Genomic DNA, 25,608 nt, shown 5'->3' on the forward strand with positions numbered 1-25,608 from the left:
GATTCGTTGATTCGTTGATTCGTTGATTCGTTGATTCGTTGATTCGTTGATTCGTATTGAACGTTAATTTTTTTCAGGAGTATGTAAATCATGGATGCCATTTTGAAAACTGTTTCCGAAGCACAACTGCGCGATGATGTGCCCGAGTTTGAAGCCGGCGATACCGTGCGCGTACACGTCCGCGTGGTAGAAGGCGAAAAAGAACGCATCCAGCTTTTTGAGGGTGTGGTCATCCAGCGCCGAGGACCGGGTATTCACGCGACATTTACGGTTCGCAAAATTAGCACGGGTGGTATTGGGGTAGAGCGCATCTTTCCACTGCACACGCCTCGCATAGCTAAAATTGAAGTATTGCGTCGCGGTAAAGTGCGGCGATCAAAAATTTATTACCTGCGCAATCTGCGCGGCCGTGCTGCCCGCATTGCAGAACGTCGATAGGAATTCTATTATGCCTCCTCGCCGAGCGCGACAACACCGCACCCCCAAACCCCGGCCAAAGTTGCCCTATACGGAACGGAATATGTGGCTTTTTGGACTTGGGCTTGCCATCATTGCCCTGGGCTATGTTTTTCTCTCGCTACCGCCAGTCGATGGATTTATGTCTCTTACCCTTGCCCCGCTGCTGCTCGTGCTCGGTTACTGCGTATTGATCCCAATAGCCTTGCTCAGTGACAAAAAAGAAAATGAGCCATCAACCGATGCGTAATAGATTTAACATTATCCGGGCGGTTAGCTCAGTTGGTTAGAGCGCCTGCCTTACAAGCAGGAGGTCACTGGTTCGAATCCAGTATCGCCCACCATAAATAAAAAAAGGCTTACAAGAATTTTTGTAAGCCTTTTTGTGTTTCGAAAATGAACAGGGGGGGAGTACGTCAACCTTGATTTTTCCATATAAGAAGCTAATTTGAAACATCGCGAATAATCTGTATACCTTTCTGTCTTTTGAATTGAGGACCCCATGAAAATTACAGACATCGAAGTAATTACATTCCGCACGCCAGGTGGCAGGTCTCGACCGAGTAAGTGGGGCTACGGCATCTGGGGAGAAGAACAAAAAGAATCGACCAGTTCGATCTTCAAAATCGTAACTGATGAAGGGCTTGAAGGATATATGGTTGGCGGCGACCGGCGATACCTCGAAGGTCCGATCAAACGCATGTTGATCGGTGAAGATCCCCTATCCCGTGAAACCATCTGGAACTGGATGGACCAGTTGGTCACCTTCGGTCATTCATTGCCAGAGCATGTCATGGGCGCAGTCGATTGCGCCCTTTGGGACCTGCTGGGCAGAATGGTTGACCTGCCCGTACACAAAATCCTCGGTGGTGCCCGCGACAAAGTAAAAGCTTATGCCAGCACCTATCCAAACATCGGCAAACCCGAAGACTATGCCGGACATGCACTCGAATGCAAAAAACAGGGATACAAAGCATACAAAGTTCACGCGTACATCTGCTGGAACCCACACACCTGGGAACCTGCCCCACAGGTACCCGGATTTCCCAAAGAAGATATAGAAGTATGCAAAGCTGTGCGCGAAGCCGTCGGTGATGACATGGTCTTAATGCTCGATCCCTTCGGCGTATATACCCTGGAGCAATCTTTGTGGGTTGGCCGCGAACTGGAAAAACTAAACTATTACTGGCTGGAACACCCCATGGTAGAAACGCGGACAGAAGCATATCGACGATTGACCCGCGAACTGGACATCGCCATTCTCTCACCCGAACACATTCCCGGCGGCGTCTTCACGCGCGCCGAATGGGTACTCCAGGGCGCATCTGACATGCTGCGCATCGACCAAAACTATGGCGGCATCACGGGATGCTACAAAATGGTCAACGTAGCCCAAGCCTTCGGCATTCAGTGTGAAATGCACTATGGCGGATGGGCAAACATTCAAATCCTGGGCGCAACAACAGAAGCAACCTGTGAATACTATGAACGCGGCCTCTTGCGTCCCGACTTCGACTACGAAACCCCACCGCCCTATTTGAATTCCATCGTCGATCCCATGGATGATGACGGCAATGTCATCATCCCCCAGCTACCAGGTCTGGGATTTGATTTCAACTGGGACTATATTAACGACAATCTGATTGAGCCATAACGGGACATTGACCGCCTGGACCAAGAGGACTATAGAAAAGGAGACCAGCTATGGCCAGGATACTTGAGGAAGATACAAGCGGCGCTGTCGTCTATCAGATCACCGACGACCCACTCGAAAAATCCAATATTTACTGCGAACAACCCTACTGTTCGGCGGACTCCCGGGTTTTTGTGTACGAACGGCAAAACCCGAAACCCGGTCCGAATTATAACGAATATGTGATCTGCGAATTCGGGACATGGAAGACCGAAATTGTAGGACAGGGGCTGCGGGCACCGGGGATGAGCCACACCGGAATCTTTTACTACCGCCATGTTCGGGAGGGAAAATGCCTGGAACTGCGGCGGGTGGATCTCGCCACGGGCGAATGGGAGGTGATCTTCGAATTTCCCGAAGATTTTCAGCACCGGGGGATGGATACGGTATCTCCCGACGAGCGCTACTACGCCTATGGCGTCACCCTCAGCCTGGAACCCCAGATGTTCGGAATCGAACTGCTGGATTTGAAGACCGGCACGCGAGATCTCATCCACACCGATCCGGATATTTGCAACCCCCACACCCAGTTTGAGCCCACCTGGGGCAAGCAAATTATGGTACAGCACAACCGGGGGTGCAAGGTGCTACCCGACGGTACCAGAGCAGTAATCTTCGGGGAGCAGGGCGCCACAGAATTTCTCCTGGACATCCCCAGCGGAAAGGTGACGCGGTTGCAGGTAGGGGAACCTTATACGCCCAGCATCGTGGGACACGAGGCCTGGATTGCGGGAACCAACGAGATCTTGCTCACAGTCCGTGCCCCGAACGCCCGTGGGCTACACAGCCCCGAAGAATGGTATTTTGCAGAAGGCGACTACACCGCCGAAAAGGGCAATCTGCTGGGAGTAAAAGCCGGGGAACCGCCCCGAATCGTCTCGCGCGGGTACCGGTTTAATCACCTGGGGACATCTCCGTGCGGCCAGTACTTTTTTGCCGATGACTGGCAGGGATCCGGCAACCTCATACTGGGATCCATCCAGACGGGAAAAAATGCGGTCGTATGCGACGCCCGCACCTCAATCCTCGTCAAAAAAGCGCATCCGCACGCCTATGCCTCCCCGGATATGCGGTGGCTGGTATTCACATCCGACCTGAGCGGACAGCCCCAGATTCACGTGGCGTCCATTCCACAGGACCTGGTGGATGGACTGAACGGCACAGCGTCTTGAGAAAAATATATTTTACGCGAAAGGAGCGAATTTTGAACAGTGATCCAGGACTTCCCACCGTTGCACCAGAAGAAGTGGGACTATCGGCTACGCGCTTGCACCGCATCAACCACCTGATGCAACGATATATCGACGAAGACAAACTCGTCAGCATCATAACGATGGTTTGTCGGCAGGGCAAAATCGCACATTTTTCTTGTTTCGGGACGCAAGACACAAAAGTACCCACAACACGCGATACGATCTTTCGGATTTATTCCATGACCAAACCCATCACAACTGTCGCGGCCATGATGCTCTATGAAGAGGGACTTTTTCAACTGGATGATCCCGTATCGAATTATATTCCAGAATTGAAAGATGTAAAAGTCTTCGCCGGTACAGACGCTCCACCAGAGGACCTGGAGCGAGAAATCACGATTCGCCATTTAATGACCCACACATCGGGGATGACCTATGGTTTTATGGGCAATTCCCCCGTCGAACAAATGTATAACCAGGCAAAAATTAATCGGCCAGACCATTCGACAAAAGAAATGGTGCAAACACTGGCAACGCTACCCCTGGCGAATCAACCGGGTGCAGCCTGGCGCTACAGCGTATCGACCGACGTGCTCGGGCATTTTGTCGAAGTCATCTCCGGCATGCCGCTCAATGCGTTTTTCAGAGAGCGAATTTTAGATCCCCTCGACATGGAAGACACGGAATTTTGGGTACGCGAGGGACAGGGACATCGGTTTACAACAAATTACGGCCCGGCACAAGAAGGTGGGATTCGAGTAATTGACGACCCTGCGACCAGCAAATTTTCCAGTCCGCAAAAATTCTTCTCCGGTGGCGGCGGATTGGTCTCCACAGCCTCTGATTACATCCGCTTCTGCCACCTGATGCTCAATGGGGGCGCGTTTCAAGGCGTACGACTATTGGGACGCAAAACCGTCGAACTGATGACAATGAACCACGTGCCCGACGAATTGATGCCCATCTCTCTGGGACTGGCAAATCTATCGGGTGAGGGTTTTGGACTGGGAGGCGCGATTTTGCTCGATGCAGCCGCTGGCGGTCCCGGCAGTGTGGGAACATTTCGCTGGGGCGGTGCGGCAACAACAGCGTTCTGGATCGATTATGAAGAAGAACTCGTCGGGCTATTGCTCACGCAATTTATGCCCGCAAATTATTACCGCATTCGCGCTGAATTCAAGACACTCGTGTACCAGGCATTAATTGGATAATGATTTTTTTACATCTTTAGGGAGGCAATAGTGAGCAGACGATTTGGATACAACATGGACAGAACCACACCCCTTGAAGAAGGCATTGTATGGGGTGCAGAAAATGGATTTCGCTATATCGACTTTCAGGCCGACATGCCCCCAAATAATCTCGCTTCTTTTGACAATGCGCGCGTAAAACGCATTCGAGATTTGTGTGAAAAACACGCAGTGCAGATCGGCGTACATCCCTCCTCCGCCATTAACAATGCCGAATATGTCCCAATTCTATCCGAAGCAGTCGATGTCTATGTAAACGCCAATTTTGATCTGGCAGTTCAGTTGGGATGTGGCTGGATCGTCGGCCATGGGGGCTATCACTTTGGCGATATAGCCTCGCGCCGAGATGCCGTCATGGAACGCATGAAACGACTGGTACATCGGGCGGAAAAAACCGATATCGCGATCTATTTTGAAAACCACAACCTGGAACCCGAACACGCCGAGATTCACTACTTGCCGCACAATGTTGAAGAGACGCAATGGTTTTTTGATGCCATTCAATCCGATCACTTCAAGTGGGCTTTCAACGTCGCGCACGGACATCTCGTACCCGAAGGCTGGGATGGATTTCTCGATACCTTTGGCGTAGATAACATCGGCCAGGTACGCATCAATGACAACAATGGCGATTACGAAATACACCTGGTACCGGGAGAAGGCACAATCGACTTTGACGCGCTTCTCAAACGCTTAAACGCCATGGGCTACGAAGGATGGTTCAGCCTGGGCTTTGGAAATGCAGCCGACAAAATTCGCATAAAAAACGAGTTTGAAAAAAATCTATAAGGAGGAAACATTGTCGTTAGTCACAGTTATCGGACGTGGGCATTCGGGCACGCGCTTGATCTCCCACACGCTCTATGCCAGCGGTATGTACATGGGACGCTTGATCAATGCATCGGGCGATAAAATGCCTCCCCAGGCGCTGTACGATGCGTGCCGCGTAATGGCAAAATACGTAAAATGGAATGGCGGATTATCGTGGGATTTTGATGACCTGCACACCATGGACATCGACCCCGAATTTATCCACCTCGTCGAAACCTATTTGCAAGACGTGCTTCCCCCCAGAAATCGGTACGAGAACTACGGATGGAAATTACCCGAGACCACACTGGTCTATCCGTGGATTGTACGCATGTTTCCCGATGCAAAATATATTCACTGGGTGCGCGACCCGCGCGATTGTATTTTGAGTGGGCATAAAACAGATGATTTGAGCGATTTCGATATTCAATATCCACAAACAGATGACATACGCAAACGGCGGGCGATTTCCTGGTTATATCAGTATGAAATCATGAAATCCACGCCCGTGCCCAAACACTGTATCACCGTGCGATTTGAGGATGCGATATTAAATCAGGAAGAGACATTTGCGCGAGTAGAGGCATTCCTCGGATTTCCATTGGGCAAAGTGATCGTGCGTCCCGATTCCGTAGGCAGATGGAAAACCGATGATGGCGTCCATGATTTTGAATTTTTGCATCCCGCGATGAAAGAATACCAATACATCTAAAAATCCCTAACATGCCCTACAAAACCTTCGACCGCTCCAAACTCAAACTCCGCCCGCTCGACCAGCGGGAACACGACCTCTCTGTCGATCAAATTCCCGACCTCGACGCGCCAATACCTCCCTTTGACAACCCCAACCTTCCCATCGTCGCAGATCACATTGTACGCGCCAGGCAAAACAATCGCGCGGTCATCTTCATGATCGGCGCCCACGTCATTCGCGCCGGCGCCGCGCGCTATCTCATCGACCTGATGGAACGCGGCCTCATCACCCATATTGCGGGCAATGGTGCCTGCGCCATTCACGACTACGAATTTGCCCGCATCGGCGCAACCACCGAAAGCGTGGGCAGATATATCCGCACCGGAGAATTTGGACTGTGGACAGAAACCGGCGACCTCAACCTCATTGCCCAAACAGCGGCGCAAAAAGGCATTGGACTGGGCGAAGCGGTCGGGCGCGACATCCTCGAAAGCAATTACCCACACAAAGACATCAGCATTTTTGCCGCTGCAGTCCGACTCAACATCCCCATCACCACACACGTCAGCATCGGTTATGACATCGTCCACGAACACCCCAACTGCGACGGTGCCGCAATTGGCGCAAGCACCTACACCGACTTCTTAATCTTCACAGAATCCATCTCCCACCTCGAAGGCGGCGTCCTCCTCAACATCGGCACGGCCATCATGGGACCCGAAATCTATCTCAAAGCCCTCACCATGGCCCGCAATGTCGCCCGCCAGGAAGGTCGCAGCATCGCCAAATTTACCACGGCTGTCTTCGACCTCATCCCCCTCGGCGACGACCTCGACACCGAAGCCCCCAAAACCGACCCCCGCTACTACTATCGCCCCTTCAAAACCATCCTCGTTCGCACCGTGCGCGACGGCGGCGAAAGCTATTATATCCAGGGCGACCACCGGGAGACAATCCCCAATTTATATCGGCTAATCACATTGATGAATTGCTGATTCGCTGATGAACTGGCCTGAGATACGGCCAGTTGTACCCCGCTCCGTCTATTCGTCTATTCGTCTATTCGTCCACTCACCACGCAACATGGATCATATGTCCCTGTCCGTGGAACCAGATCCAATCCACAACAACACCGATTGCCGTGCCCGCCATATAAGCAACCATCATCCCCAGAAAAAGCGGTGTCAACCTGCGATAGCGCTCCAATCCACCAAGCCGCAACACAATCGTCTTCAAAGCCCAAACAAGAAAAATCGTCAGTGTCGTATTGCGAAGCGGTGCAGAAGCTGAAATCGTAAACCCAATCGGATGAAGTGGAAAACCCGGAAACCGATACCGCAAGAAAAACAACAAGCCCGTAAATGCGGCGCCAATCCCCAAAAAACCGATACGATCCCAACTCATCCCCATAGTCCCGGCTTGAATGCGCCCCGCGGCGAGCCGGTTAAACCCCGCCAGATTCAGCGCCCCAATACCCCGAAAACTCACAGTCCCAAAATTATAACTCCCCATCACGCAATAGCCGTAATACAAAATAAATCCCACCGCTGTTGCAGCCCCAATCAATGCCCCCAGCATCACCCCCGGCGCGAGCACTTTGCGCAACCTGCGATTTATCGCCATCCCCAACCTCGGCACATGCGCCATAGGCGTCATCGCAAACGTCTTGGCATCGCATGCAAATGCATTGGTCAGCGTCAAAATCACCGCACTGCCCGGCCCCATGCCCAAAACACCGAACAAATGCCAGGTAAAAGCCTGTGCCGTAATCGGCCCGCGCAAAAAAATAAGCCCGCTCTCCACCATAATCCGCGCCAATCCCAAATACAAGACCAGTGTGGCAAAATAAAATGCCAGAATGGGTCCCCAAGCCATACCCGCACTTTTCAACCACAGCAGGAGATATACAGAACAGCCCAGCATCATCCACACAGAGGTTCGATACGACATCAACTCCTCGGTATCATCCACGCGATCATCGCCCCAGAACGCTTTGCGAAAAACATCCCGCAAATGCGACCGCGCAATCCACATGCCCCAGCCGACAAAGACGATCATCCCCCCAAAACTCTGCCATCCCACCGCTGCGTGAAAAGACCCCCACGGATCCACGCTACCCACTTCCAGACCAATGCGATTAAACACCCCGGCCTGTACAATAGCCAGCAAGTGAAAAAACCAGATAGAAAACAGCACTTCCAGATTCGTGAAATAACCAAACACCAGTGTCAAAATACTGAACCGCAACTCAAAAGGCGGAAAACCCCGCGCAAGTGGCAACAATTTAGCCGCAAAATTGCCACTCAAAATGGGCGGTGGCGGCACAGCCACATAAAACCAGGTGAGTATAAACCAGCAAATAATCAGAAAGGTGACCGAAAATCCCACCACAAAAAAACGCGACCGCACCAGAGATGAAAGCGTACCGTGTGTCCCAGACACACCCGTCAGTTCCAAAAGCGCGCGCGCCACGGGAAAAGCCAACCGTTCATGCGCCATCCACTGCCTTCGCAAAATCACACTCAAGCAGAGATTGACACCCAGTATAGCACCCAAAAAAGTGCCCCACCAGAACAGCGGGGCAATCCACAAACGCCACGGAAACCCTTCCCCTGGCGGCAATCCCTCATAAAAATGCGTCACAGCCGTGCGATCATTTACCACAGCCCACCCCGGCAAATGCGGCAACAGCAACTCGCCCCACCGGTTCTCTGCTGACGCAAAATAGTGCGGCATAGTAAGCGCTTCGAGAAAATAATTCGACAACCACTCACCCTGCATACACGCAGCCACTATGCCTATGCAACACACGACCAGCAACTCAGAAGGCGACAAACTGCGCCGTCCCAGAAACAGATTGCCCACCAGCAAAAACAAATACGGAATGAGCAGAGCCACAGACAAATGCGCGTGGTCAGCGCGCGTGGAATGCAGCACCAGACTCGCGTACACGGGCCAAAAATTGACCCACGCCGCCATAGCCAGACCGATTATCAGGGATCGCCGCGTCACTTTTGACAGAACAGTGCTCTTCGAAGGTACTTTTTTCATCCGCGATCCTATCGCGCACGAGCCACTGCGACAACGCGCCTGGCAAATTGGGAGAGGTCATCCATAAGCGAATACATCGTGGGCAGGAGAACAAGCGTCAGAATTGTTGAAATAGACAAACCCGATACCACGACCAGACCGATGGGACCCCAGCGGCGGGCTGTGCCTTCGGCATGGCCAAAAAGCATCGGAATAACCAGTGGCATCAGGCCAATAATAGTGGTCGTGGCAGTCATCATAATCGGACGCAGACGATCTTGACCACCGCGGATAATGGCATCGCGGCGAACAAGCCCCTGTTTTCGGTATCTGTTGATATGATCAACCAGAACAATGCCATTATTCACCACAATACCAAAAAGCACCAGAAGGCCGTACTTGGCATTGCTGTCCATAGCGATCTTAAAGGTGTAGAGACCGAGCGCGACGCCGATAAATGCAAAGAAAATACAGAACATAATAGTAAGCGGATGCACATAAGATTCAAAGAGAGAAGCCATAATAATATAAATGAGAATCAGAGCGAAAATCATCGTCTCAAAATCCTGATCCCGTTTTGCATCCATAGACTTGAATCGGCGGTCCATCTGATAGGTATATCCCTCAGGCAGAGGCACATCTTCCATGCGCGCTTTCATAATTTGCCCGACGCTGAACACTGCTTTTTGCTCTGTACTGGCAAAAACCGTTAGCGTGGGCATGCGATCTTCGCGGGAAATGGCATTGGGTCCCTGTATGAGATTGAAATCGGCCAAACTGGAGAACGCAACCATCCCGCCCTTATCACTTTCAAACGCCGTTGTTTTGAGCTGCTCGAGATTAGCGCGATCTTCTTCGCGGAGTTGAACGGTAATATCGATCTCGCCATGGGGTGTTTTGAAGTGTGAAGCCCCGCGCGACCCCAGTGCCGAAGCGATATTCGTAGCAATATCGCGCGGAGAAATGCCATACCGCTGTGCCCGTTCGCGATTTACAACCACGCGAATCTCTTCCATACCCGTCTCAAGACTGGTCTCAACCTCGTGAACGCCGGGCAGGCCCTGCATACTCATTTCAATATCCTCGGCCAGAACCTCCAGAATTTCCTGCTTGCGCCCTTTGAGTTCAACACCCACCCCGGCGGTCCCACCTGACTTACCCCCGCGAGATCTGAAACGCACACCGGGAATATCCTTCGGGAGAAGCGCGATGATCCTGTGCTGCACTTCATCCGTCGTCAACTTGCTTTCTTCTGCAGACGTGAGATAAATGGTCAAAAGTGCATTTCTCTTTCCCTGGCGATTACCCGTATTGAACTTCGTCGCAATAGCCTCTATGTCCAGTTCCTCCTTCAGGGGAATGAGCATATCTTCGGCTATTTTGAAAGTCTTACTCGCCTGCGCCAAATCGTACGTGCGGGGCATCTCCACCGTCAGCCTGATCGCGCGCGTGGGTTGATAGCGGAAGGGTTCTTGTTCGATCTTCCCATAAATGTGATTACCCAAAAAGAGAAGAACGCACGCAACGGATAGCGTTGCCCAGCGATAGTGCAAAGTATTGGCGACCACCCTCGCGTACAGTGCTCTGGCACCAATGCCGCGGTAACGAAAATACAAAAAAATCGCCAGTGCAATTGCCGCGGGAAAACCAATTTGGGCAAATAAAGGCAAGCCAGCGATAGTACGCGCAAATGCGTCCCACATATCCCCATAATCGACCTTACTGAAATCCGTATAATATATATACGCGCCCACCCCAACACTTGCCGCGAGCACAAAAATGCTCTTGAGAACGCGATCAAGAGTTTGACCACCTTTATCAAAGGCACGAGAGGCTGCCAATGGGATCAGGGAAAGCGCGACACAAAACGATGCAATAACAGACACGACAACTGTCACAGAGAACTGCCGCATAAAGAGCGAAGTGCCCGAATCAGTCACAAAAATGACCGGAACAAATACACACACAGTCGTAAGCGTAGCAGCCAGAACCGGAAGACCAATCTCCTCACTGCCCTCAAGCGCTGCCTGTGTTGCACTCTGACCTTCATCAAAACATTTTCGAAAAATATTCTCCAGAGCCACAACAGCGGGATCCACGAGCATCCCAATAGCGACCATCAGCCCCATCATCGAGATCAAATTCAAAGTGATATCAGCGCCCGATTGCCGCAAAAAATACATCATGAGAAACACCGTGAGCGCGCTAATTGGAATGGCAGAGCCAATGATGAGCGTACTGCGGAAGTTGCGGAGAAAAATAAAAATGGCAATAACGGCTAAAAGTCCCCCCATAATCGCCGATTGGCTGAGGCTGGTAATGCTGGCAATAACATCCGTTGACTGATCTCGAACCAGAAGCATTCTAAATTTATCTTTCCCAACCTCCTCGTTGATACGGACGAGTTCTTCGCGGGCGCGCTTGCAAACATCGACCATATTTGCCGTTGAAGATTTATAAACAGAAAGATAAAGAGAAGGTATGCCATCGAGGCGATCAAATCGACGAGCGGGGGGATAATCGTACGTAACCGCTGCAACATCGGACAGCGTCAGGTTTGGGCGAATGGGCAGATTGCGAATCTGGTCAACGGTCTCAAACTCGCCCACACTTCGCACAGCGAATCGCCTGTCGCCATCGGTGACATAACCAGCCGAAATATTGATATTATTTCTGCGAAGCGCGCGATTGATGGTGCGAAAATCCAATTTGTGCGCAGTCATAGCCCGCTGATCGACCTCGACGAGGAGATCCTTTTGCTGTAATCCCCTCAATTCGACACTTGCCACGCCATCGAGCCGCTGCAATCGCGGCAACAAGAGCTGGTTATAAACCGCGATAAGGTCTTCGGGATCCTCACCGATCCACGAAACAGTATATTCGAGAGCCGAAATATCTTCGGTATCGAAACTTTTAATCCCAATATAATCCACGTCTTCGGGCAAATCTGCGCGAACCTGATCGAGCCTATCGCGCAAATGAATGCCGACGAGATCCATATCCGCATCCATTGCAAATTCCAGGCGAATGGTCGAAGAAGACTCATTGGATGTGGATCCCATACTTTCAATGCCGGGCATAGTGCCCAATACCTCTTCAATTGGGCGCGTGATAAACCGCTCAATTTCCTCTGGGGACGAAGAAGGATACCGAATAGACACAAAAAGAACCGGGAACGTCACGCTGGGCAAATATTCGAGCGGCAACTTGAACAGGGAAATAAAACCCATCACCACGAGACTAAGTGCGATCATAATCGTACTGATAGGCTTAAAAATGGCAAAACGACTGAGCTTCATATCCTTTTACGACCTCTGCATCGGGATGCTGAAATATGCGAAACCGTGTTTTTTGACTACCTTCTCGTCATTTTTCACAACAATTTGACGACAACATATACATTTTTCACAACATGTCAAGATTTGAGCTTTCAACTCACCATTGATTTTCGACACACAATTGCGTATCCTGAAGTGCTCATAAATGCAAACGACACCAGAGAAAGGAAAGAAAATGAAACTCACCTACATCATGTTCACAAAACACCTCGAAGGCATGGACATACCCGAAATCATCGAATCTCTCCAATCCGTAGGTGTACAGGGCGCGGATTTGTGCGTGCGAGAGGGATATCCTGTAAACCCGGACAATATCGACAAAGCACTGCCCGAAGCCGCCAAACAGTTTGAAGCCGCGGGCCTGTGCATTCCACTCGTAACCGCCCCCGGTGATTTTAGCCGCCCGGACATCGATTATGCCGAGCGTTATTACGGCGCTCTCGGTGAAGCCGGTGTAGCGCATGTAAAACTCGGCTACTGGCACTGGTCGGATGCGAAGCACTACTGGGATCAACTGGATGAAATCCGGGGCTGGATGGAAGACTTTGAAAAATTATCTGAAAAACACGGCGTCAAAACCGTGGTACACAACCATTCGGGCAAATCAATGGGACTAAACTCGTGTGCCGTCATGAACGTGGTCAAGGGATTCAACCCCGAACACATCGGCGTATTCTCCGACCCGGGACACCTGTCGATATGTGGCGAACCCATAGAAATGGCACTGGATATCGTGCGCGAATATCTCTCAGTCCTGGCATTTAAAGACCTGATTCGCCAGCGACCCCTGGGACGCGCTGTACAGGGGACGCCCACGGGTGGAACAATGCGGCTGGGACAGGGATTTGGCGATTGGCCCGCAGTCGTAAAAACACTGGATCAATTAAACTTTGAAGGCCCCGTGAGTTTCCACAGCGAATACAGCGGAGAGCCAGTAGAAACCGTAATTGACCTGGCGCGGATCGATGTGCGCTTCTTCAACGCAATGCGGACAGAACACGAAAGCGCGTAATCTGTGCCTAACCTTCTCTACATCTTCGCCGATCAACTCCGCCCACAATCCTGTGGCTATATGGGCGACAACCGCGCCCATACACCCAATATCGACCGCCTATCATCTGAAGGCATCAGCTTTGTCAACGCCACCTCGGTCTATCCCGTGTGCAGCCCGCATCGCGCATCCCTCTTTACGGGCTGTTACCCCACCACCAGTGGCTACGTCATGAACGAACTGAGCGCCCGCACCGATCTGCCAACGCTTGCCGGCACATTGACGCAAAACGGCACGAATTGTGCCTACATCGGCAAATGGCACATTTACGCAACCGAGGGCAAAGTTTATAAACAGGCCGGAGATTTTCACAAGAATCCCGCCAATCAATTCGTGCCCCCAGGCCCACACCGACTGGGATTTGACCACTATTGGGCAGCCTACAACTTCAACCACAACTATTACAGGGGATTTTATTACGAAGACAAATTTGAACGCATCGACATCCCTGCCTATGAACCCGATGCCATGACCGACCTCGCCATCTCCTATCTCGAAAACGCACGCGAAAATCCAGACCCCTTCGCCCTCTTCGTCTCTTATGGCACACCTCATCAGCCCTGGAACTGGGACAACGTCCCCGAAGAATGGGGTATGAACTTCAAAGACATGGACTGTGACCTGCCACCAAATTACCGGGATGGATCAGGAGAATACTGGCACGCATGGTTCGACCGCGATTGGTGGATGAAATCCGTCAAACCCAACCTCGTTGAATGGCAGCGAATCTATGCCGCGATGACAGCCAATCTCGACTGGAACGTGGGCCGAATACTAGACGCGATAGACAGATTCAACCTCGCGCAAGACACCCTCGTCGTATTCACATCAGATCACGGCGAAATGTTTGGCGCACACGGTCGCGTTCAGAAAAACATCTACTATGAAGAAGCCGCTCGCGTCCCCTTTCTCATGCGCTGGCCCAATCGCATCGCACCCAAAACTGAAAGCGATGCCTGCCTCAACACACCCGATATCATGCCCACACTGCTCGCACTCTTAAACGTCGATATCCCCAATGGCATTGATGGACTTGACCTTTCGCATTGCGCATTTGGTCAGCATGGAGATGAACCCGAATCCGCATTCTTACAGGGCATGGGCCCCAGTGTCGATTGGGACGACGGCTTTGAATGGCGTGCCTTGCGCGACAAACAATATACCTATGCCATTGAAAAACATGGAGAATCCCTCTACAATCACCGCGAAGACCCCCTGCAATTGCACAATCTCGCCAGCAGCCCTGACCATGCCAGAACAATCCAGCATTACCGCGACCAGATTCGGACGCGCATGGACGCACTAAACGACACCTTTGAACCCATCAGCTTTTACCGCGATCACTGGATCGAAAATGGCCGCGTTATCAGAGGCGCGCGCGATTGAGGAGACCACACCTTGACATCAAAACGCCCCAACATTCTCTGGATCTGCACCGATCAACAACGCTACGACACCATCCACGCCCTCGGCAATGAACACATCCAGACACCCAACCTCGACCGCCTCTGCGCCGAAGGCGTAGCATTCACACATGCCCACTGCCAGAGCGCGATATGCACGCCCAGCCGTTCCAGCTTTCTCACCGGACTATATCCCAGCACCGTACACGGCAATCGCAATGGCAATGCCTATTTCCCGGCAAATGAACGCGTACAACTCATCACCAAACGCCTCGCAGATGCCGGATACGATTGCGGCTTATCGGGCAAACTCCACCTCGCCTCTGCCTGGAACGGCGAAGAACAACGCGTTGACGATGGATATCGCAAATTCTGGTATAGCCACTCGCACAATCAAGGCATCGGAATTGGCAACCAGTACACCGACTGGCTCACCGAACAGGGCATAGACCTCGGCGACGTCTTTCAAACAAAAAAAGACGGCACATACGGCACCTATCGTCCCGACATGAACCCCCAACACCACCAGACCACCTGGTGTGCGGACCGCGCCATTGAATTTATCGAATCCCCCCACGACGGACCCTGGCTTATGAGCGTCAACCCCTTTGATCCGCACGGACCTTTTGACGCCCCCGACACACACAAATACAATCCCGCCGACTTGCCACCGCCGCTATTTTGCGAAAACGATCTGCAAACACAAACGCGACTCAAACGCTTTTTCGCAGGACAAGAAGGCAATCCACCCGGCGACCGCGAACAGCACAACAAAGCGTCTTACTACGGCATGATCGCCCTCATCGACGAAAACGTCGGTCGCATGCTCAACGCACTTGAGCGCACGGGACAACGCGAAAACACCGTCGTCATCTTCACGAGCGACCACGGCGAAATGCTCGGCGATCACGGCCTCACCGGCAAAGGCTGCCGCTTCTACGAAGCCCTCGTGCGGATTCCCCTCATCATCTCGTGGCCCGGCACCTTTCTCCAGGGCCAACGCGCAGACGGCCTCACCGCACTCTTAGACATTGCGCCCACCCTCGCAGACCTCGCCAGCATCCCCCTCGAATGGACACACGGCAAATCCCTCATTCCCATTCTCACGGGCGAAGATCCCGGGCACGCGCACCGCGAATTTGTGCGCTGTGAATACTACGACGTCGTCGATAAATTCGCCCCACACGCCTCTGAAAAACACACACCCTGTTGGGCGACCATGTTGCGCAACAACCGCTACAAACTCGTCGTCTATCACAACGAAGACTACGGCGAACTCTACGATCTTCGAGAAGACCCCGATGAATTTCACAACCTCTGGGAAGACCCATCCCACACAGACCTGAAATACCAACTCATAAAACAAAACTTCGACCACACCGTTATATGCGCCGACCCCGGTCCCAAACGCATCGGAAGATATTAAGCGTTTCAATGGAGAGCACAACATGAAATTCAAAACACCGTTAGACGTCAGACTCGCTTGCAGAGCCAACGAACTCAAAGGCTTCGCATCCCGAGCCCTGCCCGGCTATCTGTGTGTCAACGTCGCCTTTCTGGACACAGACTACGCCGACGATTTCGAGGCATTCTGTCGCGCCAACCCAAAACCCTGCCCGCTGATTGCAAAAATGGAACCCGGCCAAACAGACTGCCCCGAGTATGCGCGCGCCCTCGACATCCGAACCGACCTGGGGTCATACGACATCGTACGCGATGGCGAAGTCACCGAACGCCGGCAGGACATCGCGGATCTGTTCGACGACCGAACCGTTACCTTCCTGATCGGATCGAGCGTCTCCTTCGACGGCCTCCTGACCGAGAAAGGCTACCCCGCAGCATTCGGACCGACCATCCAACTCACATCGCTCCCGTGCAAAACAGTCGGCCCCTTCTCGGGCAACATGGCCGTCACCATCCGCTCCTTCGATCCGACCGTGATCGACGATATATGGGAATTCACCAGCCACTTCCCCGCGTGTCACGGTGCCCCAATCGGAAAAAATAATGCGGACGAACTCGGCATCGAAGAACTGAACGTCAACATGGACGGTCACCCGTTTGAAGTACCCGAAGGAACGGACCGCTTGTATTGGGCTTGCGGCATCACACCCCGCATTGTCGCCGAACAGGCCAGGCTCCCATTCATGATATCCTACACCCCTGGCCACGCAATGATCACCGACATCCCGACAGAGAGCCTGTACCAGGCCTGACCTGAGATACCGTTATATGCGCTCCGGCCCCGAACGCACAGGAAGATATTAGCATGAACCAGCGACCCAACATCTTGCTCATCATGAGCGACGAACACGACCCCGCAGTCACCGGCTGTTACGGTCACCCCTATATCGAAACGCCACACATGGACCGCCTCGCATCCGAAGGCACCACCTTTGACAACGCCTATACCGCCTGCCCGATATGCGTACCGGCGCGCATGTCTTTTATGACCGGACAATACGTCCACCAGATCGGCACCTATGACAACGGCTCACCCCTCGCGGGAACAATCCCCACAATGGGCAGCTACCTCGAAGCCGCGGGCTACGAAACCGCAGCCTGCGGCCGCACCCACTTCATAGGCCCCGAACGCCTGCACGGCTTTGGCAAACGCCTCATGGACGACGCCGAAAAATGGAAACACTGGAATATGGGTGCCCCCTCGCGCACACCCGACAACCGGCGCGGCAGCAACAGCCACGTCACCGAATGCGGCCCCGGGGAAAACTGGCAAAACGACTACGACAGTGCAGCTACTGACCTCTCCGAACGCTTCCTCAAATCCCGCGCACAATACGCCGACCGCCCCTTCTTCCTCTACACCGGCTTCATGAACCCCCATTTCCCCCTCCTGTGCCCGCAAGAATACTTTGACCGCTACTATCCCGATCGCGTCATCTTGCCACACACGAGAACCGAACTCTGCGACACCCAGCACCCTTCCATCCAGCAACTCCGCCACTGGCTACGCAACGAAGAACCCCTGCCCGACACCATCTCCACCACCGCAACCGCGTCTTACTACGGCCTCATCTCTTTCACCGACGACCTCGTCGGCCGCTTGCTCGACATAGTCGATAACTCATCCCTACGCGATAACACCGTCGTCATCTACGTCAGCGACCACGGCGAAATGGGTGGACACCACGGTATATGGCAAAAACAATGCTTCTACGAACACGCCGTACGCGTCCCCATGATCATTCGACATCCAAACGCTGCAGGCAACCAGCGCATCGCCGCAGGAGCCAACCTCATCGACATCCTCCCCACCCTACTCGATCTCGCCGAACAGGACCCCGCGCCATTGCCCGGCAGCAGCCTCCTGCCCGCCATCCACGGTCGCGCCTTTCCCGATCGCCCCATCTTCAGCGAATACCACGCCCAGGGCGCTCTAAACGGCGGCTTCATGATCAAAAAAGGCGACTGGAAATACATCCACTACGTCGGTCTCCCCGATCAATTATTCAACGTCGCCAACGACCCCGACGAAACCGAGAATCGCGCCGACGACCCCACCTGTGCCGACATCCTCTCCGACCTTCGCGCCGACCTCCACAACATCGTCACCCCCGAAGAAATTGACCAGTGCGCCAAAGCAAATCAAAAAATCAAAGGCATTAACAGAGCGGCCCGTTAGCGGCCAGCCCCTTATGGTCCTAAAACCTCGTACTCACCCTGCGCCCACGCATCCAACCCCGACGTATAGAATTTGGAAAAACGGCGATCTGAAGCACCGCCCGCGACATTTGCGTGTAGCACATCCTCTCCAAAATCGCAAATCATTCGAAAAGTGGGTGCAAGCGCGCCACCTTTGAAAACACCGGCCTGAGAAACCGTTGACCGACTCCCAGTATTTGCAAGCGCATAATCAAAACCCAAAAACCGAGGCAACTTCCCCCTGAAAAAAATATGCTCAATATAAACCCTGCTCACTTCGCCGTGCGGCACTGCCTTTTCCTTTAACCCGCGCTCAATCGCCATTTGATAGAAAACCTCACGCGACTCGTCTCCAAACCAGACCGAAGCCTCGCTCAAAAGAACGCGATCAAAATACCCGTGCAGAACACTGAGCAACGTCGTACCATCCAGCAAAAACGTCACCAGTTCGCGCCCCAAACCATGATCCCCAAAAACGAGCAAAACAAGCTCGCGATAAACGCGCTCAAAAAGCGTCGCACCCAGAGAATCCGCATCATAACACAAATCCCACGCCCGCAATATATCTCCGTTTTCCGATTCTGGTAACAACGGGCGTATAATTGTCATAAACTCCCGGGCCTGAATCGCGTGAAGATCATAGTGAATCCGCTTCATATCTTCTACGGTCAAATCATCCTTCTCCCGCAACATCTCGCAAATTCGATCTGCACGGTAAGACGAAATCGACAACTTCATCGGCTCAGTCTGCCCCATAAAGTTGAGATCCTGATTTGCAGTCACAATAAAATCGCATTCGGGATTGACCGTGCGGGGATACAATACTGGATCAACCATCCCATCCCAATTCTGTTTTTCCTCCCAACCCAAAAACGGAAGCAAACCCGACGAACCTTCGGGTTGTTTGGGCACCAGCCCCCCGAGTTGATAGCCAATATTTCCCGCCCGATCTGCAAACACCCAATTAAACGGTCCAAACGTCAACCCCGCAAAATAATCCCGAGCCTCTTCAACGCCCTTCGATTTTGTAATCCGCAAAACACAATCTATCGAATCCGCCCCCGTCCCCTTTTGCTGCTTACCCGTCCACGCATAACATAAATAATACCCATCCTCATTGACCTCGCCCTCCAACAAACCGCGCTCTGTCTCGCAAACGCGAAACCCTATCGGATCCCGCTTCCTGGGCCGAATAACCTCTTCTCGCACGCGCAGAGGCACCCATCTATCCCCGCATCTATACATCCCATCCTTCACCTCCTCCACAAAATAATCACACACATCGGCGGTACCATAGGTCGCTGCCCACGACAGGTGGGGTGACCGTCCCATAGCCACAACCGGCAATCCCGGCAACGTCGCACCCATCAAATAATCATCGCCCCCAGACAGCACCGCCAGGTACCACACCGAGGGCAATTGCAATTGCAGATGCGGGTCTCCGCACATCATCGCCCATCCAGATGCCGTCTTTGACGGACGCACAGCCCAATTATTGCTCGCGGAAAAATCGGGCAACAAATCGCGCCACACCACAGATGATGGAATCATCGGACGCACCAGACGCACCTTCTTTATCAAATCGATGTACTCTTCTGATACATCATCCCGAATCGCCGGAAAAAGTTCCTTTAACCGCTCCGTATCCACGCCCTTCTGAATCAACTGAACAATCAACTTCTCCATATCGCCCTGCATTTGCGAAAGCCCTACAAACCCGATCAGCTTGACCATCAGCAAGGCATCTGCCGGCGTCCAATCATCTGGTCGATACCCCATCAGCTTAAATTCAAAAGGCGTTCCCGTCACGCGAACCGCCTGATTCACCCCCTTGCAATACGCATCCAGAACTGCTTGCAATTCTGGTGACAAATGCCGCGCTTCCCGATCCGCATCACCCGCTATATCGAGCCAGCGCATAAACCGATCTACCTCAATCAACTCGTCATCCGCTTTCAAATATGCCGACGCATTCCCGCGCCCAATAAGCTTCAGCAACCACATATGCATCTGCCGATCCCGGCCATGTGCATAACCCAGACCGTAATACCGATCCCCTTCATCCCGCGCCGAAATATGCGGAAACCCATGCGCCATCCGCTGAATGCACACCTCACCCTTTACACCTCTTATCACAATTTTTTTTGCATCGCGTTTCATATTGTAAACTTTAAAAAAAGCGGAGCACTTGTCAAAGCTCCGCTTTTTGTTTTATTGTGATCTCACTCCCACAACCTTCTATCCAGACTGCGGTATTGAATCGCCTCGGCAACGTGGCGCGACTGGATATCCTCTTCGCCTTCCAGATCTGCTATTGTGCGGCTCGCCTTCAGGATGCGATCATAAGCCCGCGCCGAAAGCCCCAATCGCGTAATCGCCATCCGCAACAACTCCTCGCTCCTATCATCAATTTTACAAAACATCCGAATCTCTCGCGACCCCATATGCGCGTTGCTAAACAAATCTCTATAATCCGCAAACCGTTCCAACTGTATTTGCCGCGCGCCTTGTACGCGCTTGCGAACCTCTGCTGAAGACTCGCCAGCGGGTTCCTCAGCCAGTTCTTCATACTGGACAGCCGGGGCTTCCACGTGAATATCAATGCGATCCATCAACGGACCCGAGATCCGATTGACATAGCGCTGCACCACAGGAGGCGAGCAAATACACTCGTGGTGTGGATCGCCCAAATACCCGCACGGACACGGATTCATGGCGCAAACGAGCATAAACTGCGCCGGATACGAAAGCGACACTGCCGCGCGGGCAATCGTCACAAAACTGTCCTCAACGGGTTGGCGGAGAGATTCCAAAACCTGTTTCTTAAACTCGGGAAGCTCATCCAAAAACAGCACCCCGTGATGTGCCAGCGACACCTCTCCTGGCCGGGGATAGGGACCGCCACCGATCAAACCCGCATCTGAAATGGTGTGATGCGGCGAGCGAAACGGCCTTACTGCCACCAGTGCCGTATCGGGCGGTAGCAACCCCGCCACCGAGTGAATTTTTGTCGTCTGCAGAGCCTCATCCAGGGTCAGATCGGGTAAAATAGTCGGCAATCTCCTGGCGAGCATCGTCTTACCCGACCCGGGAGGCCCCATGAGAATCGCGTTATGCGCGCCTGCCGCTGCCACCTCCAGCGCACGCTTGGCATGCTCTTGCCCGCGCACATCCCTAAAATCCACCCGATGCATCCGCGCCTGCCGAAAAATCGCCTTGCTATTGATTTCAAAGGGCATGATATCGCAATACCCCTCGAAAAAATCCAGTGCCTCACTCAAATCGCGCACCGGCAAAACATCTAAACCCCCTGTAATCGCCGCCTCTCGCGCATTCTCCACAGGGACGAGCAATCCTTTTAAACCCGCCTTTTGGGCTTCCACGGCCATTGACAGCGCACCGCGCACGGGCCGCACCGTACCATCTAAAGCCAACTCGCCCAAAATGAGATATTGCGACAGCTTCTCGGGAGAAATTGAACCGCTCATTGCGGCAATAATACCTATCGCGATCGGCAAATCAAATGCCGAGCCTTCCTTTCGGATATCTGCCGGTGCCAAATTCACCGTAATTCGATTAGTTGGAAATGTTCGCCCGGCATTTTTAATCGCAGCCATCACCCGATCCCGGCTCTCCTTCACAGCACTATCGGGCAAACCCACCACTGAAAACGACGGAAGCCGACGCGAAATATCCGCCTCAATATGCACGATATACGCATCGATACCCAGAGTTGCACAACTCAACACACGCGCAGTCATCAAAACCTCCTTGCCTGAAAGGAACCAACTGAAAGAAGCAATAGAATCAGGCAAAGAGCGTGCCAGAACTGACCGGAGCAATAACTTATTGTTATATAAAAATTTATATCATATCAAAGCAGACGGATGTTGAACAATCTATTCACAATAGCCATCTTCCACAGAACAAAATGTGCAACACACCTGCTACTTCATCTGATCCAACACGGGCTGCAATTTTTGTCGCGCTACCTCTGCGTCTGCGCCGCCATCGACGACCGGGCATTCTTCCAACTCATCTGCTACCACATCGTACAAATCGCCCGTGTCGTAGAGCTTCCAGCGTTTATCCTGTGCCCATCGCTTTAAATAGTAACCCTCCTTACCCCATCCGGGCAAAGGATCGTGATGGGCAAAAATCCACTCTCTCGGCGCACCCGTCTCGCCCTTTAACTGCGGCAAAAATGACACCCCGTCAAACACATCGTCCTCGGGCAAAGAAATACCAGCCATATCCATCATAGTGGGCAAAAAATCGCTACAATCGATCAAATCATCACACACAGACCCCGGGGGAATCGCACCCGGCCAACTCGCAACAAATGGCACCCGCGTACCCGCATCAGTCGAAAGCCCCTTTCCCCCCTGAAACTCGCGACCATTGATAATAGAAGTCACCTGACGGGGCGACCCATTATCGCCAATAAACAAAAGCAAGGTATTCTCTCTCAGACTGAGCTCATCCAATTTTTCCACAATTCGCCCAATCACCACATCCATATACTCAACCATATCTTTAAAATACTTCACACCGCTATCGTGTCGATTTTCGGGCCATATTTCGCTATGGGGCGTGGGTTCAAACGGACCGTGTGTCAGCGCCATGGGATAATAAACAAAAAACGGCTCATCCTTATGCCGCTCGATATAATCGCAAATATAAGCCGTATAAATATCCGGACCGTACTTGCCCTCTGTATCCGCCAAATACGCTCCATTTTGCTGAATCACCGGATCGGCATACCGCGACCCCTTATCCTCGGTATGTTCCGTATGCCACAAACAATACTCGTCAAAACCCGAATCTTCCGCCAATTGCCCCTTGCCGCGCCACTCGGGTTCAAAATCCGGCGGATTATAGCTATACATCTGCCATTTACCCGAAATACACGTTTTGTACCCAGCCGCTTGCATCAGATGTCCAAAGGTGCGCTCCTGGGGATCCATCACTCCAAAAGCCCGCCAATTGCGAAAATTGTATTTACCCGTCATCAACTGCAACCGCGTCGGCGTACACAGCGGCAGGACATATGCATGGTCAAAACGCATCCCCTCCTTGCTCAAACCATCCAGCACGGGAGTCTGATACGATTCCCCCCCATAACACCCCAGGCATTCATATCCCAAATCATCGGAAAGAATCAGAATAATATTTGGTTTATCAGAAGCCATAAAATCTCCTTTCAGTAGTTGCTTTTTACAATTCTCCAATCCGCTTCTTCTCAAAAAACTCCCAATCCCATTCGGCGCCCCATCCGGGACTATTGGGCGGTGTAATATGGCCATTCTCGGGCAAGGGTGGATTGAGCAATCCAATCTCACGACCGCGCACATCCCGGGAGCCTCCGGGGAAAAACTCGTAATAACTCGTATTCGATATCGCGCAAACCAGATGTGCATGCACCAGCCCAAACAACCCACCCGGTCCATTGAATTCAATATTTGCGCCGTGCATCTCCGCCAAATGTGCCAACTTCAACGTCGGAGTTGTACCCAGCCGCGCATTGGCGCGCAAGGCATCCGTTGCCCCGGAAATAATCCATTGCGCGCTCAAATCCACATCGTGCATCAAAGTCTCAGGTGCCAAAATGGGAATATCCAGCGCGGCGCACAAACGCTGCAAGTTCTTTTGATCTCGATCTGCCAGAGGCTCTTCAAACCACCCAAATCGCAGCGCCTCCAGAGTCTTACCCACCCGAATCGCATCTTGCAACGTATAATCACATCCCGCGGCATCGTGCAAAATATCGACATCACCTCCCACCGCATCGCGCACAGCGTGAAAACACGCGATATTTTCATCTGCCGTACCTCCAAAATGATCTTTTACAGCCAGAAATCCCATTTCTACTGCCTTTGTTGCGCCAGCTACAGCCTCTTCTTCTGAACCACTGCTAAAATTGTAATAAGCCGCACAACGAGTCCGTGCCCGGCCAATCAGACCGTGAACGGGCAGCCCCGCAACCTTGCCGGCAATATCCCACAAACAATTGTCAAAAGCGCCAAACCATCCAGGTCGCGTGAACATGCCGCGTGTCGCTTTGTGTAATTTTTGCGCGAGTCTCTCCCGATCAAATGGATCTTCGCCAATCGCCAGCAACCGCAATTGCTCCAGATCTTCAGGACGCATCGTCGTGTATCGCGCATCCCCCACCGTACACACCCCTTCTACCCCTTCGTCGGTTTGTACATGCAAAACATGTACAGGCTCTGCCGACCTACCCGCACCCCGCTTTGCCCATCGCTTGCGGGCACCCTCACCGGTTTGTTCCATCCGAAATCGCCCCGTATTGGCGGACAACTCAAAAATCGAAATCGAAATCGCTCGAATCTTCACTTCCACCTCCAATCTTTCAAAGCAAACTCCTGCGTCCATAGGCGCTGCAAATGCGGCATTGATGGGGATCATGGCCTCTCGCCGGACAATATTCTCGTCCAAAAAAGATAATCTGCAAATGCAGCTTGTTCCAAATTTCCGCGGGGAAAATGCGTTTCAAATCTCGCTCGGTCTGCACCACATTTTTGCCACTGGACAATCCCCATCGATAGGCGAGACGGTGAATATGCGTATCCACGGGAAATGCCGGCACGCCAAAAGCCTGAGCCATCACCACCGACGCCGTCTTGTGTCCCACGCCGGGCAATGCTTCCAAACCCTCATAAGATTGGGGCACCTCGCCATCGTGTTCATCCAGCAAAATACGGGACAAATCGAAAATCGCCTGCGCTTTGCGAGGTGCCAACCCACACGGACGGATAATACCTTCAATTTCTTCAACCGACAGCGCAATCATTTTCTCTGGCGTATCTGCCCTTGCAAACAGAACGGGCGTCACCTGATTGACCCGCACATCGGTACACTGCGCCGATAACAACACCGCGACCAGCAGCGTATAAGCACTTCCGTGTCTCAGCGATCCTTCGGGATCGGGATATAATTCGTCTAAAATCTCGGCAATTCTTTCGGCTTTCTCGGCTTTACTAAAACGCTTTTTCAAATTCATCCT

At 52.5% G+C, this 25,608-nt stretch carries 20 protein-coding genes and 1 tRNA gene; 14 read left to right on the top strand and 7 right to left on the bottom strand.

Annotated features, from left to right (window positions below; genetic code table 11):
* The first annotated feature begins 90 nt into the window (after positions 1-90).
* The 9 genes from rplS to OXH16_19130 all read left to right on the top strand — a co-directional run bounded on the left by rplS (position 91) and on the right by OXH16_19130 (position 7,091).
* Positions 91-438 (top strand): 50S ribosomal protein L19, encoded by a 348-nt coding sequence (gene rplS / locus OXH16_19090; GenBank protein MCY3683510.1) that lies wholly within the window; start codon positions 91-93, stop codon positions 436-438.
* A 10-nt stretch (positions 439-448) separates the two neighbouring features.
* Complete coding sequence (locus OXH16_19095; protein ID MCY3683511.1) at positions 449-706, top strand: hypothetical protein; 258 nt, start codon at positions 449-451, stop codon at positions 704-706.
* Positions 707-723: 17 nt separating this feature from the next.
* Positions 724-800: transfer RNA gene (locus OXH16_19100), tRNA-Val, on the top strand.
* Positions 801-958: 158 nt separating this feature from the next.
* A complete protein-coding gene (locus OXH16_19105; GenBank protein ID MCY3683512.1) occupies positions 959-2,110 on the top strand; it encodes an enolase in 1,152 nt (383 codons plus the stop codon).
* Between the two features lie 50 nt (positions 2,111-2,160).
* The gene (locus OXH16_19110) at positions 2,161-3,321 is read left to right on the top strand and encodes a hypothetical protein (GenBank protein MCY3683513.1); all 1,161 of its coding nucleotides are present in this window, start codon (positions 2,161-2,163) and stop codon (positions 3,319-3,321) included.
* 32 nt (positions 3,322-3,353) lie between these two features.
* Positions 3,354-4,553, top strand: coding sequence for a serine hydrolase (locus tag OXH16_19115; GenBank protein ID MCY3683514.1), 1,200 nt, complete (start codon positions 3,354-3,356; stop codon positions 4,551-4,553).
* A 30-nt stretch (positions 4,554-4,583) separates the two neighbouring features.
* A complete protein-coding gene (locus OXH16_19120) occupies positions 4,584-5,381 on the top strand; it encodes a sugar phosphate isomerase/epimerase (protein ID MCY3683515.1) in 798 nt (265 codons plus the stop codon).
* A gap of 10 nt (positions 5,382-5,391) precedes the next feature.
* Positions 5,392-6,114 carry a sulfotransferase gene (locus OXH16_19125; protein MCY3683516.1) on the top strand — a complete coding sequence of 241 codons (723 nt, stop codon included), beginning with the start codon at positions 5,392-5,394 and terminating at the stop codon, positions 6,112-6,114.
* Positions 6,115-6,125: 11 nt separating this feature from the next.
* The gene (locus OXH16_19130) at positions 6,126-7,091 is read left to right on the top strand and encodes a hypothetical protein (GenBank protein MCY3683517.1); all 966 of its coding nucleotides are present in this window, start codon (positions 6,126-6,128) and stop codon (positions 7,089-7,091) included.
* Positions 7,092-7,167: 76 nt separating this feature from the next.
* Here the strand turns inward: OXH16_19130 and OXH16_19135 are convergent, their stop codons facing one another.
* Both OXH16_19135 and OXH16_19140 read right to left on the bottom strand, forming a co-directional pair.
* Positions 7,168-9,147, bottom strand: coding sequence for a hypothetical protein (locus tag OXH16_19135; protein MCY3683518.1), 1,980 nt, complete (start codon positions 9,145-9,147; stop codon positions 7,168-7,170).
* An 8-nt stretch (positions 9,148-9,155) separates the two neighbouring features.
* Positions 9,156-12,425 carry an efflux RND transporter permease subunit gene (locus OXH16_19140; protein MCY3683519.1) on the bottom strand — a complete coding sequence of 1,090 codons (3,270 nt, stop codon included), beginning with the start codon at positions 12,423-12,425 and terminating at the stop codon, positions 9,156-9,158.
* Between the two features lie 214 nt (positions 12,426-12,639).
* Between OXH16_19140 and OXH16_19145 the strand changes: the two genes are divergently transcribed.
* Genes OXH16_19145 through OXH16_19165 form a run of 5 tightly spaced genes read left to right on the top strand, consistent with a single transcriptional unit; the run spans position 12,640 to position 18,561 of the window.
* The gene (locus tag OXH16_19145; protein ID MCY3683520.1) at positions 12,640-13,476 is read left to right on the top strand and encodes a TIM barrel protein; all 837 of its coding nucleotides are present in this window, start codon (positions 12,640-12,642) and stop codon (positions 13,474-13,476) included.
* Between the two features lie 3 nt (positions 13,477-13,479).
* On the top strand, positions 13,480-14,901 hold the full coding sequence (locus tag OXH16_19150) for a sulfatase (GenBank protein MCY3683521.1): 1,422 nt from the start codon (positions 13,480-13,482) through the stop codon (positions 14,899-14,901).
* A 12-nt stretch (positions 14,902-14,913) separates the two neighbouring features.
* Entirely contained in the window at positions 14,914-16,344 is a 1,431-nt protein-coding gene (locus tag OXH16_19155; protein ID MCY3683522.1) for a sulfatase-like hydrolase/transferase, read from the top strand.
* Between the two features lie 22 nt (positions 16,345-16,366).
* Positions 16,367-17,134, top strand: coding sequence for a DUF1445 domain-containing protein (locus tag OXH16_19160; GenBank protein MCY3683523.1), 768 nt, complete (start codon positions 16,367-16,369; stop codon positions 17,132-17,134).
* A gap of 53 nt (positions 17,135-17,187) precedes the next feature.
* The gene (locus OXH16_19165; GenBank protein ID MCY3683524.1) at positions 17,188-18,561 is read left to right on the top strand and encodes a sulfatase-like hydrolase/transferase; all 1,374 of its coding nucleotides are present in this window, start codon (positions 17,188-17,190) and stop codon (positions 18,559-18,561) included.
* 11 nt (positions 18,562-18,572) lie between these two features.
* Here OXH16_19165 and OXH16_19170 read toward each other — a convergent pair whose 3' ends face one another.
* From OXH16_19170 to nth, 5 genes are all read right to left on the bottom strand, one after another.
* Positions 18,573-20,741 carry a penicillin acylase family protein gene (locus tag OXH16_19170; GenBank protein MCY3683525.1) on the bottom strand — a complete coding sequence of 723 codons (2,169 nt, stop codon included), beginning with the start codon at positions 20,739-20,741 and terminating at the stop codon, positions 18,573-18,575.
* A 62-nt stretch (positions 20,742-20,803) separates the two neighbouring features.
* Positions 20,804-22,342, bottom strand: a complete 1,539-nt coding sequence (locus OXH16_19175; GenBank protein ID MCY3683526.1) for a YifB family Mg chelatase-like AAA ATPase — start codon at positions 22,340-22,342, stop codon at positions 20,804-20,806.
* Between the two features lie 186 nt (positions 22,343-22,528).
* Positions 22,529-23,773, bottom strand: a complete 1,245-nt coding sequence (locus OXH16_19180) for a sulfatase-like hydrolase/transferase (GenBank protein MCY3683527.1) — start codon at positions 23,771-23,773, stop codon at positions 22,529-22,531.
* A 25-nt stretch (positions 23,774-23,798) separates the two neighbouring features.
* Positions 23,799-24,938 (bottom strand): hypothetical protein, encoded by a 1,140-nt coding sequence (locus tag OXH16_19185; protein ID MCY3683528.1) that lies wholly within the window; start codon positions 24,936-24,938, stop codon positions 23,799-23,801.
* A gap of 16 nt (positions 24,939-24,954) precedes the next feature.
* On the bottom strand, positions 24,955-25,605 hold the full coding sequence (gene nth, locus OXH16_19190; GenBank protein ID MCY3683529.1) for an endonuclease III: 651 nt from the start codon (positions 25,603-25,605) through the stop codon (positions 24,955-24,957).
* Positions 25,606-25,608: the final 3 nt, after the last annotated feature.

The organism is Gemmatimonadota bacterium (assembly GCA_026705765.1).
Classification (GTDB): Bacteria; Latescibacterota; UBA2968; order UBA2968; family UBA2968; genus VXRD01.